Annotated in this window: 10 protein-coding genes and 2 rRNA genes; 7 read left to right on the top strand and 5 right to left on the bottom strand. The window is 62.7% G+C overall.

Annotation, left to right across the window (positions count from 1 at the left end):
* The first annotated feature begins 12 nt into the window (after positions 1 to 12).
* A complete protein-coding gene (locus tag SynRS9909_RS03125; protein WP_007100522.1) occupies positions 13 to 1,599 on the top strand; it encodes a glycerol-3-phosphate dehydrogenase/oxidase in 1,587 nt (528 codons plus the stop codon).
* Here the strand turns inward: SynRS9909_RS03125 and SynRS9909_RS03120 are convergent.
* A complete protein-coding gene (locus tag SynRS9909_RS03120) occupies positions 1,596 to 3,299 on the bottom strand; it encodes an alpha-amylase family protein (protein WP_007100523.1) in 1,704 nt (567 codons plus the stop codon). The two genes, SynRS9909_RS03125 and SynRS9909_RS03120, sit on opposite strands and share 4 nt — an antisense overlap.
* 113 nt (positions 3,300 to 3,412) lie before the next feature.
* On the opposite strand from SynRS9909_RS03120, the gene SynRS9909_RS03115 reads away from it, so the two are divergent.
* Positions 3,413 to 4,813, top strand: a complete 1,401-nt coding sequence (locus SynRS9909_RS03115; RefSeq protein WP_007100524.1) for an aldehyde dehydrogenase family protein — start codon at positions 3,413 to 3,415, stop codon at positions 4,811 to 4,813.
* Positions 4,814 to 4,870: 57 nt separating this feature from the next.
* Positions 4,871 to 5,872 (top strand): LysM peptidoglycan-binding domain-containing protein, encoded by a 1,002-nt coding sequence (locus SynRS9909_RS03110; RefSeq protein WP_007100525.1) that lies wholly within the window; start codon positions 4,871 to 4,873, stop codon positions 5,870 to 5,872.
* Positions 5,873 to 5,874: 2 nt separating this feature from the next.
* Here the strand turns inward: SynRS9909_RS03110 and SynRS9909_RS03105 are convergent, their stop codons facing one another.
* Both SynRS9909_RS03105 and SynRS9909_RS03100 read right to left on the bottom strand, forming a co-directional pair.
* The gene (locus tag SynRS9909_RS03105; RefSeq protein WP_007100526.1) at positions 5,875 to 7,374 is read right to left on the bottom strand and encodes an ATP-dependent DNA helicase RecQ; all 1,500 of its coding nucleotides are present in this window, start codon (positions 7,372 to 7,374) and stop codon (positions 5,875 to 5,877) included.
* 54 nt (positions 7,375 to 7,428) lie between these two features.
* Entirely contained in the window at positions 7,429 to 8,469 is a 1,041-nt protein-coding gene (locus SynRS9909_RS03100) for a hypothetical protein (protein ID WP_007100527.1), read from the bottom strand.
* Between the two features lie 116 nt (positions 8,470 to 8,585).
* Between SynRS9909_RS03100 and SynRS9909_RS03095 the strand changes: the two genes are divergently transcribed.
* From SynRS9909_RS03095 to mtnC, 4 genes are read left to right on the top strand one after another with little or no spacing between them, the layout of a single operon-like run.
* Complete coding sequence (locus SynRS9909_RS03095) at positions 8,586 to 8,795, top strand: photosystem I reaction center subunit IV (protein ID WP_007100528.1); 210 nt, start codon at positions 8,586 to 8,588, stop codon at positions 8,793 to 8,795.
* A 5-nt stretch (positions 8,796 to 8,800) separates the two neighbouring features.
* Positions 8,801 to 9,673: a DNA-formamidopyrimidine glycosylase gene (locus SynRS9909_RS03090; protein ID WP_038000817.1), complete on the top strand. Its 873-nt coding sequence runs from the start codon at positions 8,801 to 8,803 to the stop codon at positions 9,671 to 9,673.
* Positions 9,674 to 9,714: 41 nt separating this feature from the next.
* Complete coding sequence (mtnB, locus tag SynRS9909_RS03085) at positions 9,715 to 10,344, top strand: methylthioribulose 1-phosphate dehydratase (RefSeq protein ID WP_007100530.1); 630 nt, start codon at positions 9,715 to 9,717, stop codon at positions 10,342 to 10,344.
* Complete coding sequence (gene mtnC, locus SynRS9909_RS03080) at positions 10,341 to 11,093, top strand: acireductone synthase (protein WP_007100531.1); 753 nt, start codon at positions 10,341 to 10,343, stop codon at positions 11,091 to 11,093. The genes mtnB and mtnC overlap by 4 nt, the downstream gene beginning before the upstream one ends.
* 103 nt (positions 11,094 to 11,196) lie before the next feature.
* Here mtnC and rrf read toward each other — a convergent pair.
* Both rrf and SynRS9909_RS03070 read right to left on the bottom strand, forming a co-directional pair.
* A 5S ribosomal RNA gene (rrf, locus tag SynRS9909_RS03075) occupies positions 11,197 to 11,313 on the bottom strand.
* A 108-nt stretch (positions 11,314 to 11,421) separates the two neighbouring features.
* Positions 11,422 to 14,287, bottom strand: a 23S ribosomal RNA gene (locus tag SynRS9909_RS03070).
* Positions 14,288 to 14,686: the final 399 nt, after the last annotated feature.

Here is a 14,686-nt window from a genome sequence, read left to right as displayed (position 1 = left end):
ACAGCAGACACCATGACCAACAACACCGGCTTTGATCTGCTGGTGATCGGCGCCGGCGCCAGTGGGGCCAGCGTCGCCTACGAAGCGGTGCGCCGCGGCCTGCGCGTCGCCCTGCTGGAGGCCAACGACATCGGCGGTGGCACCAGCTGCCGCAGCACCAAGCTGCTCCATGGCGGGGTGCGCTATCTGGAGCTGGCGTTCAAAACAGCTGACACCGCCCAGCTGCGCCTGGTGCGCGAGGCGCTGTTGGAGCGCGGCCACTGGTTGCAGCAGGCCCCGTTTCTTGCCCATCGCCTCGAACTCGCCCTCCCCACCGACCACTGGTTCAGCCAGGCCTATTACCGGATCGGCCTCGGCCTCTACGACGCCCTCGCCGGCCGCAGTGGCATCGGCTCCAGCCGGCTGCTGTCCGCCCGCCAGTTGCACGAGGCCCTGCCCCAGATCCGAGCGCAGAGCAGCGGTGGGGTCGCCTACAGCGATGGCCAATTTGATGATGCGCGTCTCAATCTGCTGCTGGCCCTCACCGCTGAACGGGCCGGAGCGGTGGTGCGCACCGGCTGCCGGGTGACCGCCCTGGAACGCAACAGCCAGGGCGGGATCACCGGTGCCCTCAGCTGCAACAGCTCCGGCGAGGAGGAGCACTGGACGGCCCGCGCCGTGGTGAATGCCACCGGCATCCAGGCGGATGCCATTCGCCACATGGCCGACCCCGACCTGCCGCCACGCATGCTCACGAGCCGGGGCATGCATCTGGTGCTTGAGGCCAACCTCTGTCCGCAGGGCCTGGGGCTGCTCCTGCCGGCCACCGATGACGGACGGGTGCTCTTCATGCTGCCGTTCTTCGGGCGGACGCTGGTGGGCACCACCGACACCCCCTGCCCCCTGGAGCAGGCCCAGGCGCCATCAGCCGATGAAACCGCTTACCTGCTCGACTATGTGAGGCGCTGGTTCCCCGGTCTTCAGGAGCCGCGCGTCAGCAGCCGCTGGGCGGGAGGACGGCCCCTGCTGCGCCCTGCGGATGCCTCCCGCAGCAGCAGCCGGGTGGTGCGGGAGCACGAGGTGGAGACCCTGGCCTGCGGCCTGGTGAGCGTGATGGGAGGCAAGTGGACGACGTGCCGGCCGATGGCGCTCGACACCCTGGCGGCGGTGGAAAAGCAGTTGGGCCAGCCCCTTGCCGCCGCCAACACCCTGCCCCTGCTCGGCGCCGACACCGACCCGACGCGCACGCCGCAGCGCTTGACGGAGCAACGGCAGCAGCTCAAGGAACTGCTGCCCGACACCGCGCTGCAGCCCCAACAGATCGACCATCTCCAGGCGGCCCATGGCCTGGAGGCAGTGGCGCGGGTGAGCGAGTGGCCCGAGGCCGACCGGGAGCCCCTCAGCGCGGTGATGCCGATCTGCCGGGGTGAGCTGCGTCATGCGATCGAACGGGAGCATGCCCGCAGCGTGACCGATGTGCTGGCCCGGCGCTGCCGACTGGCGATGGTGGATGAGCAGGAAGCCCAGAGGCTCAGGCCCGAGGTCACCGCCCTGCTGGAGCGCTCGCGCCCCGATCAGCCCCTGTCTGAGCGGGAAGGCAGCCTCAACCTGCAGCACTAAGCCGGCATCACCGCCTCGCCTCCATCGGCCGGATCCGGCTCAGCCCCGGGCTCATCGCTGATGGCATCCACTTCACCGATGAGCCACCAACTGAACCCGTGGGCTGGCAGATACACGAACCAGTCGGTGCTGGCGGGGGGAAACTCACAGCCCCAGAGCACCTCCCGGGTGCGCTGCCCCTGCCAGCGACTGAGGTCAAGCCGGAAGGAGGCACCCGCTGCCGACAGGTTGGCCGCCACCAGCACCGTCATCGCCTCACTGCAGCGGACGTAAACGATCACGGCGGGATGGGCACAGTGCAGCAGGGCAAAGTCGCCACTGCGCAACGCCGGCAGCAGTCGCCGGCAGGTGAGCATGCGCCGATGCCAGTTCAACAAGGATCCGGGCAGCTGTTTCTGCACCTCCACATTCACCACCCGATAGTCGTAGCCGGGAGCGGTGATCGGGGGCAGCACCAGCAGGGGATCGGGGGCGGTGGAAAACCCGCCGTTGCGGGCGGGGGTCCAGGCCATCGGCGTGCGGTTGGGATCGCGATCGCGCAGGCCGGGCCAGTCGCCCATCCCCAGCTCATCGCCGTAATACACACAGGGCATCCCCGGCAGGCTGTAGAGCAGGGCATGAAGCACCCGATTGGAGCCGGGATCGCCGTTCAGGAGGGGAGCCAGGCGTCGGTTGATCCCCCAGTTGAGCCAGTGCCCCTGCCCCTGATGCAGGCCGGTGCGGATGGTCTGGATCACCTCCTCGGGAACGAGGTGGCCATCCCCCAGCCACAGCTCGTCGTGGTTGCGCAGCGGCAGCGCCCAGCGGCACCCCGGCACAGCCTGATGCGACGCCTGCAGACACTGGCGTAAATCCCGGGTGCTGCCACTGGCGATCGCCGCGAACAGATGGGCGGTGAGCACGAAATTGAAGGCACCGTGCAGCTCCTCATCCACGAGGTAGGGCGCAGCCTCCTCCACCGGCTGAATCGCCTCGCCCAGCAGGAGCACCTCACGGCCCTGTTGCTCCAGCCGCTCCCGGATCACCTGAAGAAACGCGTGGGTCTGGGGCAATCCCTCACAGCGAGAGCCTTCCTCTTCAAACAGGAAGGGCACGGCATCGAGGCGGAAGCCATCCACACCCCGCTCCACCCAGAAATCCACCACCGCGAGCATCTCCTCCTGCACGAGGGGGTTGTCGTAGTTGAGGTCGGGTTGATGCCGCAGAAAACGGTGCAGGTAATACTGCTCCGCCACGGAATCCCATTCCCAGTTCGACGCTTCGAAATGCCGGAAGAGCACGGGCGCGTCGGCATAGCGCTGGGGGTCATCGCTCCACACATACACATCCCGTTCGAGGCTGCCCTTGGGGGCCCAGCGGGCGCGTTGAAACCAGGGATGCAGGGTGCTGGTGTGATTCAGCACCAGATCGAGAATCACCCGGATGCCCTGGCCATGGGCCTCGGTGAGAAAGCGGTGAAAGGCGGCCAGATCGCCGAGATCGGGATGCACCGCCTTGAAATCGGTGATGTCGTAACCGCCGTCCTGCAGGGGAGAGGGATAGATCGGTGTCAGCCAGACCGCATCCACCCCCAGCCAACGCAGGTAGGGAAGCCGGGAGGACAGACCCTGGAGATCCCCCGTGCCATCGCCGTTGCCATCGGCATAACTGCGCACGATCAGCTGATAGATGACGGCGCCGCTCCACCAGGGCTGCTGCATGCGATTCCCCTGTCACTCCTCCACTTGCTAGGCGTGTTGGCCGAGGGCGTCACCCCCGGGCGCCAACGACAGGGCCGCGGGATTGCGAGCATGGCGGCATCGGAGAGAGCGCGATGACCAGCCCGCCTGCAGCGATCAGCCGGCCCCTGCCGGATCTCACCACACTGCGCCAGGCCGTGGATCGGGGCGACACCCGCCCGGAGGCCTGGCGACGCCAGCAGCTCGAGGCCATCGCCAACCTGATCGAGACGCACGAGCAGGAGATTCTTCAGGCCCTGGCCGACGACCTGGGCAAACCGGAACTGGAGGGGATGGTGGAGATCCTGGCCCTGCGTCAGGAGCTGAAACTCTGCCGCCGGCAGCTGCGCCGCTGGATGCGCCCACGCCGAGTGGCCGTGCCCCTGGCCCAGCAGCCAGGGCGAGCCGAGGTGATTCGCGAGCCGCTCGGCTGCGTGCTGATCATCGGACCCTGGAACTATCCCTTCCACCTCACGCTGCAACCGCTGATCAGTGCTCTGGCCGCCGGCAACACCGCCGTGGTCAAACCCTCGGAGCAAGCTCCAGCCACGGCCGCCCTGATCAGCCGCCTGCTGCCGCTGCATCTGCCGGGCGACGTGGTGCAGGTGGTGGAAGGCGACGGCGCTGTGGCGGCGGCTCTGATCGACCAGGGCTACGACCACATCTTTTTCACCGGCGGCGGTGCGATCGGCGCCAGGGTGCTCGCAGGAGCGGCCCGCCATCTCACGCCGGTGACCCTGGAGCTGGGAGGCAAGAGCCCGGCGGTGGTGCTGGAAGGGGCGGATCTGGCGGTGACGGCCCGGCGATTAATCTGGGGCAAAGGGCTGAATGCGGGGCAGACCTGCATCGCCCCCGATCACCTCTTGGTGCAAGACAGCATCCGGGAGGAGCTGCTGGAGGCCCTGGCTCAGGCTCGGCGCGAGTTCTACGGCGACGCCCCGCTGCAATCCCCTGATCTGGCCCGGATCATCAACCCGCGCCAGTACGAGCGGCTCGAGCGGTTACTCGATGGCGCCAAGGAAGCGGGCCAGGTGCTGATCGGCGGTGAAAGCGACACCGCCAGCCGCCGGATCGCCCCCACCGTGTTGCAGGTGAGCGACGACCACGACCCGCTGATGGCGGAGGAGTTGTTCGGTCCGCTGCTGCCGCTGCTCAGCGTTGCCTCACTTGAGGAGGCGATCGCCCGGATTCGCCGCCAGGCCAAACCCCTGGCGCTCTATCTGTTCGGCGGCCATGCCCAGGAGCAGCAGGCCCTGCTCAACGGCACCAGCTCTGGTGGGGTGTGCTTCAACGATGTGGTGATGCAGGTGGGCGTTCCCGACCTGCCGTTCGGGGGTGTGGGCCCCAGCGGCATGGGCACGTATCACGGTGAAGCGGGCTTCCGCACCTTCTCCCACGAACGCTCCGTGCTGCGCCGCCCCTTCGCCCTTGATGTCCGCCTGCGCTACCCGCCCTACCGGGTGAAGCGAGATTGGCTCAAGCGTCTGCTCGGCTGAGGCAGGACTGGCATCCGTGGCGAGCCACCTTATGGTTCGCGCAGCCGACCGAGACGCATGCGCCGCACCTTCGTTGCCGCCCTGGCCCTGACGGCTCTGCTGCCGCTGCAGGCCATGGCAACCAGTGTCACCGTGAAGCCCGGTGACACCCTCTCCGATATCGCCGCCCGCTATGGCATCTCGGTGGCTGCTCTGATGCGGATGAACGGGATCCGCAATGCCGACCACGTGGAGGTGGGTCAGAGACTTCAGGTTCCCGGGCCGCGGCTGGTGGCAGGGTCCGGGCGGCACAAGGTGCAGAGCGGCGACACCCTCAGCGTCATCGCCCTGCGCTATCGGGTGAGTGAACAGGATCTGATCGCCCTCAACAACCTGCCCAGCGCCGACCATGTGGAGCTCGGCGACACCCTGAAGCTGCCCAGCAATGCCGTGCTGCCGAAGCCGAAAGCCAAGACGGTGGCCAAGACGAAACCCGTGCCCATCAAGGCAGACCCAAAGGCCAGTGCCCACACCGTGGCCCGGGGCCAGACCCTGACGCAGATCGCCAAGGCGTATCAGGTGCCCGTGGCCTCCTTGATATCGCTCAACAGCATCGCCAACCCCGACAAGGTGGAAGTGGGAACCAAGCTGATGCTGCGGAGCACGGCGACACCAACACAAACAGCCAAGCCAGCGCCTGCGGCCCAGCCGGCTGCAACAACGAAGCCAGCTCAAACAGCCAAGCCAGCGCAAACAGCCAAGCCAGCGCAAACAGCCCAGCCGGTGCAAACCGCCAAAGCGTCCGCCACGCCCGCCGCCCAGACGGTGCAACCGAAAGACGCTGACTGGCGCACCTACGGCCCCCTCCAGGTGGACTGGGCCAACTGGCAATCCATGGGCGGTAGCGACGTCGCCCCCACACTCAATGCCGATGGCAAACCGCTTTACGTGGCGGTGAACTGCGGCGCCAAGAAAATCAACGTGACCGGTGCCGACGGCGGCTGGAAGAACTGGAGCGCTCCCCAGACCAGCTTTGAAGACGATCTGGTGAAGGATCGCTGCACCGCCAAAGGCGGCTGAGCTCAGGCGACATACCGCAGGGGCCAGGGCTGACGCAGATAGCGTCGCCCGCTTGGGCGCAGCGACAGCCGCTGGGCGCCGTCATCGCTTTCCCGGATCAACTCCTCCTGCACAAGACGCCGGGTCAGCCAGCCCCAGCGATGGGGTTCCTGCCCCGCCAGCACCTCCGTCAGGGAGCGCACATCCTTGCCCTGCTCCTGATCGAGCGCTTGCAGCAACATCAGAGCCTGCTCAGACCAGTCTTGGCCTTGCCCCTGACCCAGACAGCGATCGCAGCGCCCACAGGGCAGCGACACCTCCCCCACCGCCAGCAACAGGGCCTGCTGACGGCACTGCTCCCCCTCCGCCACCGCCTCCATCCGACGCAGCTTCTGCTGGGCCTGCTCCAGGCGCCGGCGGTCGTCCGAGTCGTCGAGTGACGCGGCCCCAAGCACGGCTCCAGAGCGGCGCCAGGAGGTCTGCATCGCCCAACCGAGACTGGTGCGATCGCCCGGGGAAAACAGCACCAGACACTGGGCTGGCAAGCCATCACGGCCGGCGCGACCCGATTCCTGCAGATACCCCTCCGGCGTGGCCGGCAGGTTGAGATGGAGCACAAGACCCACATCAGGCCGGTCCACGCCCATCCCGAAAGCCACGGTGGCCACGAGAACGGGGTGCTCCGTCTCAAGGAAATGACGCAAAGCCTGCTGACGCACCTCCGGCTCCAGTCCAGCGTGATAAGGAATCGCTTCGATGCCCTGCGCGCACAGCCGCTCGGCCCACTGCTCCACCGAACGACGGGTGCGGGCATAGATCAGGGCGGCGCCACGGGTCGCCTTCAGAGCAGCCAACACATCGGGGAGAGGATCCTTGGCACGCCGTCGCATCGCGTAGTGCAGGTTGTCGCGGCGGGCGGAGCCCACCTGCACGAGCGGCTGCTGCAGAGCGAGCAAACGCAGGATATCGGCCCGCACCTGGGGCGCTGCCGTGGCACTGAGGGCCACCACCGGCACCCCGGGGCAGTGGGCGCGGATCTCACCAAGCCGGCGGTAGTCGGGGCGGAAGTCGTGGCCCCAGGCGCTGATGCAGTGGGCCTCATCCACGGCCAGGGCCACCAGATGGCCAGCCTGAGCTGTGCTGGCGATCACCCCCTTGATCGTGGGGCTCTGCAACCGCTCCGGAGCCAGATAGAGCAGGCGCAAGGCACCGGACGCGAGATCACGGAACACCGCCTGACGCTGATCCGGGGCCAGACCCGCATGCAAACAGGCGGCAGCGATCTGACGTTGACGCAGCTGGCGCACCTGGTCTTCCATCAAGGCCACCAGCGGTGACACCACCAGCACCAGCCCCTGCCGCACCAGGGCCGGCAGCTGATAGCAGAGCGACTTGCCGCCGCCGGTCGGCAACACCGCCAGGGCATCGCGCCCCTCGAGCAGCGCCTCAATCACGGGGCGCTGACCGGAGCGGAAACGATCCCATCCGAACTGCTCCTGCAGCATGACCAGCAGGGGATCCAAAGCACACCACGGATAGCGCACCCACCTTAACGAGCACCAGATCTGGTGAAAGGATCAGAGCGTCAGGGGGGATTCCAGCTGGTCGGGCGCTTCCTCCACCAATTGCAGACGCACCCGCTTGCCGCCGGCGAGTTCACCCAGCGACACCCGCAGGGTGGCGCCGCTGAGGCTTTGCAACGCAGACAACACCTCGCGAAGGTGGGGCGTGCTGCTGCCGCTCTCCACCCAAAGACGCTCCTGGAGACCACCAAGGCGGCGCCAGGAGGTATGCAGTTTGAGAACGGCCGACTCCAGGGCCTGGGCCTGGCCCACCGCATCGGCCAGCAAACCGAGGGCATCGAGACGCTGCGCCTCCTGCATGGCTTTCTCCAGGTTGAGCTCGCCCTGCTGAAACGCGCGAACCGCCACGCCAGATTCAGTCGCTTTGTAAAGCCAACGGGCGGTGCTGGTCACATCCTTGACCCGATCGAGCTCCGGTTCGTCGCGGAGGGCGCGGCGCAGATCCTCCTGCTGGGGCTCCGGCAACTTGGCCAGTTCACGCACCAGCGGCGCCACCACTTTGGGGGGGAGCAGGTTCTCCTGGGTGCGCTGGCGAATCTCCTCGGGCAGAAGCGGACTGGTGGCCGCGGTGAATTCATCGGTGAGACGCCTCACCTGCTTCCGGGTGATCTCCTGCCCCTCATTCGCCGCTTCCGAAATCATCAGCTGCACCTCCGGAGCCGCCTGGGCCGTCTCCAGAAACGCCCGCTTGGAGAACTGATTGACGCTCGTGGCCTCGAGCATGCCCCCACCCACAAGGTCATCGGCCGACTCGGCGAGCTGAATCAGGCCGTAGGCGCGCGTCTTGCTGATCTCGCGCTCCCGCAGCCACTGGAGAAAGCCGGCACCACGCCCCTCACCACCCCGTTTTTCACGATCACGCACCGCACGCAGAATGCGACCACGCCAGATCTCGGTCTGCAGATCGAATCGGTCGCACACCGCCCAGGCCTGCTCGAGCTGGGCGAGAAACTCCATCGTGCTGATGTCATCGCGCTCCGGATCGGGAAGATCGAGCTCCAGAGGCGGTGGATCGGAAAGAACGCTGGAACTCACGGAAGCGCAACGGGCGGGGCTGGATGCTGCCACGCCGAACGACATTCTGTGACGCTCCCTGCACCCCTCCGCCCGGACAGCGATACGCTCCCTGTGCATCCCGTTTCAGCGCAGCGATGGCGATCTCCCGCGGCGACAAGGTGCGCATCAAGCGCCCTGAGTCCTACTGGTTCAACGACGTGGGCACTGTGGCCTCCGTTGACACCTCTGGCATCCGATACCCCGTGGTCGTTCGCTTCGAGAAGGTGAACTACAACGGTATCTCCGGCTCCGAGGGCGGCATCAACACCAACAATTTCGCCGAGGCCGAGCTGGAGCCCGCCTGAGGCCCTTGCCGGAACTTCCAGAAGTTGAGACGGTTCGTCGTGGTTTGACGAACCGTCTCAACGCGTTTGTGATTCACCGCGTAGAAGTCTGTCGGGACCGGGCGATTGCGAGTTCCGGCGGACCTGATTGTTTTGTCAAGCAACTGCAGGGCTGTCGCGTCGGCCGTTGGCAACGGCGGGGGAAATATCTGATTGCCCAGCTCCATCCCACTGAGGCAGGGGTACCTCCAGGCGAAAGCGGTGATGCTGGCTTGTGGGGCGTGCACCTGCGCATGACAGGGCAGTTCCAATGGCACAACGTCCCAACGCCGCCTTGCAGGCACACCCGGGTGCGCTTCTGGAACCAAGCAGGAGATGAACTGCGCTTTGTCGATCTCCGCAGCTTCGGGCAAATGTGGTGGGTGCCACCGGGTGAAGCCGCAGAGTCGGTGATCACCGGACTTCAAGCCCTGGGACCCGAACCCTTCAGCGCAGAGTTCAATGCAAAGTATTTGCAGACGCAGCTGAAGGGTTCGACCCGCTCGATCAAAGCGGCCCTGCTCGACCAGAGCCTTGTGGCTGGCACCGGCAACATCTATGCCGATGAAAGCCTGCATGCCGCGGGGATTGCTCCCCAGATCCGCGCGGGCAGCCTCAACCTGGATCAACTGGGGCGATTGCGCGATGCCCTGGTGCGGGTGCTGGAACTGAGCATTGGCGCCGGGGGCACCACCTTCAGCGATTTCCGCGATCTCGAAGGGGTGAATGGCAACTATGGAGGCCAGGCGTCGGTGTACCGGCGCACAGGCCAACCCTGTCCTCGCTGCGGGACAGCGATCGAACGGCAGAAACTGGTTGGACGCAGTACCCACTGGTGTCCGGTTTGCCAGCCGCAATGACGGCTCACACCGCGCTGCGCCGCTAAGACAGGAAGAAGGACGTGGTGCAACAGCAGGTGTCAACGGCAGCGGATCAGCTGGTGGATGTGATCCAACGGCTTCACCGCCGGGGCTGGTGTGATGGCACGGGTGGAAATTTCAGCCTGGTGCTCGAACGGGAGCCGCTGCGCTTGTTGATGGCGCCCAGCGGAGTGGACAAGGGCAGGGTGCAGGCCGACCAATTGATTCAGGTGAATCGTGACGGCGCGGTGGTAGATGGAAGCGGTGTCGCCAGCGCGGAAACGCTGCTCCATCTGCGGATCATCCATGACTGCCAGGCCGGTGCGGTGCTCCACACCCACTCCCTCACCGCCACACTGCTCTCAAGGCAACACCAGAGCCTTGGCGGCATCCATCTGGAGGGATGGGAAATGCTCAAGGGACTGGCTGGCGTGACCACCCATGCCACCTCAGTGCAGATCCCCATCATCGCCAATCACCAGAATCTGGAGCTGCTCAGCCAGAACGCCGCTGAACATTTGCCCAACGCTGCCCATGGCTTGCTGGTGGCTGGCCACGGCCTGTATGCCTGGGGAGAAACGCTGGAAGCAGCCCAACGCCATGTGGAGATCCTGGAATTCCTGCTGAACCTGCACTGGCGGCAACAGCTTCTTCACCTGAGCAACGCATGACGCACTACCTGCTCCTCGACATCGAGGGAACCACCTGCCCAATCAGCTTCGTGGCCGAGGTGTTGTTTCCCTATGCCTCCCAACACCTGGCATCCTTCCTGCAGGAGCATGGACAAGAGCCAGAGATTGCCGCAATCCTGGAAGCGGCCTGGCAGGAATGGGACCAGGATCCGGATCCGAGCCAGCAGCACAAGCTGCGTGAGCTGGAGGAGCCGAAACGGGGATCATTGCAGGCCATCACACACTATTTGCACGATCTCATCGATGCCGACAGAAAGTCGACAGCTCTCAAAGATCTGCAGGGCCACCTCTGGAAGCAGGGCTTTCAATGCGGTGCCATTCAGGCCGAGTTCTACCCAGAAACCATCCGTTGCTTACAGCAATGGCACCAGGCCGGATTGCAGCTGGCGGTGTATTCCTCCGGGAGCATCCAGGCCCAACAATTGCTCTATGGCCATACGGAAGCAGGCGACCTAAGAGGACTCTTTTGCGGCTGGTTTGACACCCGCACAGGCAACAAAAAAGAAGCGTCGAGTTACACAGCGATCAGCAGTCAGCTCCAATGCAAACCCCAATGCATCACCTTCATCAGTGACAGCGGCGCTGAATGCGATGCGGCGGAAAGCGCAGGATTGCACGTTTTGTTCAGCCTGCGCCCAGGCAATCCTGATCAGGATCCGGGCCAACACACCGTGATCACCTCGCTCGATCAGGTGATCGCCACCATCAACACCACCCTCCAACGGTAGCGTTCGCAGCTGCCGGCAACAAAAAAGCCACCCGCACGGGGTGGCTTTTTGCGCAACAGGATGGAATGCTCCGATCCAGTTGCGTTGAAGTGAGAATTGTTTTACCTGGCATCGAGCTATTTTCTCAGGGGGCTACCCCCCAAATATCGTCGCCGCTGCTGCGTTTCACAACCGAGTTCGAGATGGATCGGAGTGGGACCACAGCGCCATGGACACCAGGATAGTTTCAATTCTCTAGGGAGTAAACCCTGAGAACTGCATAGGCTCTCGCAACAAACGTTGCGTCATCTGAATTGAATTGAAAGTCTCTCAGGCAAGAACCAATGGTTTGGTCAAGCCCTCGGTCTATTAGTACTCCTCCGCTGCATCCATTACTGGACTTCCACGTAGAGCCTATCAACGGGTGTTCTTCCCGTGACCTTACTGGGTTACCCCATGGGAACACTCATCTTGAGGTGGGCTTCCCACTTAGATGCTTTCAGCGGTTATCCACTCCGCACATGGCTACCCAGCGTTTACCGTTGGCACGATAACTGGTACACCAGAGGTGCGTTCCTCCCGGTCCTCTCGTACTAGGGAGAAATCCTCTCAATGTTCCTACGCATACACCGGATATGGACCGAACTGTCTCACGACGTTCTGAACCCAGCTCGCGTACCGCTTTAATGGGCGAACAGCCCAACCCTTGGGACCGACTTCAGCCCCAGGTTGCGATGAGCCGACATCGAGGTGCCAAACCTCCCCGTCGATGTGAACTCTTGGGGGAGATCAGCCTGTTATCCCTAGAGTAACTTTTATCCGTTGAGCGACGGCCCTTCCACTCAGAACCGTCGGATCACTAAAGCCGACTTTCGTCCCTGTTCGACTTGTAGGTCTCACAGTCAAGCTTGCTTCTGCTTTTGCACTCGTCGGCTGATTTCCAACCAGCCTGAGCAAACCTTTGCGCGCCTCCGTTACCTTTTAGGAGGCGACCGCCCCAGTCAAACTGCCCACCTGATACTGTCCGCTCCCCGGATAACGGGTGAACGTTAGAACCCTAGCTCTGAAAGAGTGGTATCTCACCATTGACTCCTGAGCACCCACAAGCACTCAATCAACGTCTCCCACCTATCCTGCGCATTCAGAGCCCGGGCACAATACCAAGCTACAGTAAAGCTTCATAGGGTCTTTCTGTCCGGGTGTATGTAGTCCGCATCTTCACAGACAATTCTATTTCGCCGAGCCTCTCTCCGAGACAGCTCCCAGATCGTTACGCCTTTCGTGCGGGTCGGAACTTACCCGACAAGGAATTTCGCTACCTTAGGACCGTTATAGTTACGGCCGCCGTTCACCGGGGCTTCAGTCGCCAGCTTCGCTTACGCTGACCGGCTTCCTTAACCTTCCGGCACTGGGCAGGCGTCAGCCCCCATACATCGTCTTGCGACTTAGCGGAGACCTGTGTTTTTGGTAAACAGTCGCCTGGGACTCTTCACTGCGACCAGCTCGCGCTGGCACCCCTTCTCCCGAAGTTACGGGGCCATTTTGCCGAGTTCCTTAGAGAGAGTTACCTCGCGCACCTCGGTATTCTCTACCACCCCACCTGTGTCGGTTTCGGGTACTGGCAGTTATGCCTTAACGGGTATAGAGCTTTTCTTGGAAGCATGACGTCACCAACTTCGCTGCCGTAGCAGCTCGTACTCACGCCTCAGCTCGGATCGTTTTCGCCGATCCTCAACGCCTCGAACGCTTGAACCAGTAACCAACATCTGGCTTGGCTAGCCTTCTCCGTCCCTCTTCCCAAAACATAACCGGTACAGGAATGTTGACCTGTTATCCATCGACTACGCCTTTCGGCCTCGCCTTAGGTCCAGACTAACCCTCCGCGGACGAGCCTGCCGGAGGAACCCTTAGGGTTTCGGTGCATGGGATTCTCACCCATGTTTTCGCTACTCAAGCCGACATTCTCACTTCCATGCAGTCCACGCCCGCTCACGCTAACGCTTCACCCCACATGGAACGCTCCCCTACCATAAATCCGCAGCTTCGGTACAACGCTTAGCCCCGTTCATTTTCGGCGCAGGATCGCTCGACCAGTGAGCTATTACGCACTCCTTTGAGGATGGCTGCTTCTAGGCAAACCTCCTGGTTGTCTGGGCAATCCCACCTCCTTTATCACTTAGCGTTGATTTGGGGACCTTAGCTGGCGGTCTGGGCTGTTTCCCTCTCGACCATGGAGCTTATCCCCCACAGTCTGACTGCCTCGCTACACACAGGGTATTCAGAGTTCATCTCGATTTGGTACCGCTCTCGCAGCCCGCACCGAAATGGTGGCTTTACCCCCCTGCTGGAGCACGAGACGCTACGCCTCAACGTATTTCGGGGAGAACCAGCTAGCTCCGGGTTCGATTGGCATTTCACCCCTAACCACAGCTCATCCGCTGATTTTTCAACATCAGTCGGTTCGGACCTCCACTTGGTATCACCCAAGCTTCATCCTGGCCATGGTTAGATCACCCGGGTTCGGGTCTATAAACACTGACAAACGCCCTATTCAGACTCGCTTTCGCTATGGCTCCACCATTTCCGGTTTAACCCGCCAGTGCCTATAAGTCGCCGGCTCATTCTTCAACAGGCACACGGTCACCCGATCAGTCGGGCTCCCATTGCTTGTAAGCTCACGGTTTCATGTTCTATTTCACTCCCCTCCCGGGGTTCTTTTCACCTTTCCCTCGCGGTACTGTTTCGCTATCGGTCACACAGGAGTACTTAGCCTTACGAGGTGGTCCTCGCGGATTCACACGGAATTTCACGTGCTCCGTGCTACTCGGGATACAGCTAGGCCAACGCTCCTTTCGAATACGGGGCTTTCACCCTCTGTGGCGCGCCATTCAAACGCTTCTTCTAGGTTTGTTGGTCCACGTTGCTGTCCCACAACCCCGATGGTCGAAACCATCGGTTTAGGCTCTTCCCCGTTCGCTCGCCGCTACTGAGGGAGTCGTTTTTACTTTCCTTTCCTCCAGCTACTAAGATGTTTCAGTTCGCTGGGTTGGCTCGCGCTACCCTATGGATTCAGGTAGCCGTTCTAGGGGTTGCCCCATTCGGAAATTCCCGGATCAAAGCGTGTTTCCAGCTCCCCGAGACTTATCGCAGGTAACCACGTCCTTCATCGCCTCTGTGTGCCAAGGTATCCACCGTGAGCCCTTTGTAGCTTGACCAAATTAATCTCCATCATGCTTGCTGTTGTTGAAAACAGATTCTCGCTGATTCATCACTGAATCAACAATCAAACTCCCACTTGCTCGACACAAGCAGAAGAACATCATGGAGTCTCGGCTCTTGCTCTAGAATTCACATCCTCTCTTCATTGCCACCCTTGCGGGTCACAAGGCTGAAAGAATGCATCATCCATGAGATGCTTTATTCTTTCCAGACTCACCTATGCAGTTGTCAAGGTTCTGCCAGACATCAAATCAAATCATCAAAGCTATCTCGCGATAACGTTGACACTTGATCCGAGCCCAGCATCTTATCAACTAAAATTCAATTCATCATTGAATCTCAGAATGACAGGAAGCTGGGGTCGCCAGCGGACACATCCAAATCACACGCCAAAA

Origin of the sequence: Synechococcus sp. RS9909, assembly GCF_014279595.1 — a bacterium.
In the GTDB taxonomy this organism is placed as follows: domain Bacteria; phylum Cyanobacteriota; class Cyanobacteriia; order PCC-6307; family Cyanobiaceae; genus Synechococcus_C.
The sequence above is the reverse complement of the archived record's forward strand: the minus strand, read 5'-3'. Positions and strand labels throughout refer to the sequence as shown.

What these genes read in the sequence shown, in the direction of transcription:
- SynRS9909_RS03115 (WP_007100524.1), top strand. Translation starts at nt 3,413, where the DNA reads ATGACCAGCCCGCCTGCAGCGATCAGCCGGCCCCTGCCGGATCTCACC.
- mtnC (WP_007100531.1), top strand. Translation starts at nt 10,341, where the DNA reads ATGACGCACTACCTGCTCCTCGACATCGAGGGAACCACCTGCCCAATC.
- SynRS9909_RS03110 (WP_007100525.1), top strand. Translation starts at nt 4,871, where the DNA reads ATGCGCCGCACCTTCGTTGCCGCCCTGGCCCTGACGGCTCTGCTGCCG.
- SynRS9909_RS03095 (WP_007100528.1), top strand. Translation starts at nt 8,586, where the DNA reads ATGGCGATCTCCCGCGGCGACAAGGTGCGCATCAAGCGCCCTGAGTCC.
- SynRS9909_RS03120 (WP_007100523.1), bottom strand. Translation starts at nt 3,299, where the DNA reads ATGCAGCAGCCCTGGTGGAGCGGCGCCGTCATCTATCAGCTGATCGTG.
- SynRS9909_RS03125 (WP_007100522.1), top strand. Translation starts at nt 13, where the DNA reads ATGACCAACAACACCGGCTTTGATCTGCTGGTGATCGGCGCCGGCGCC.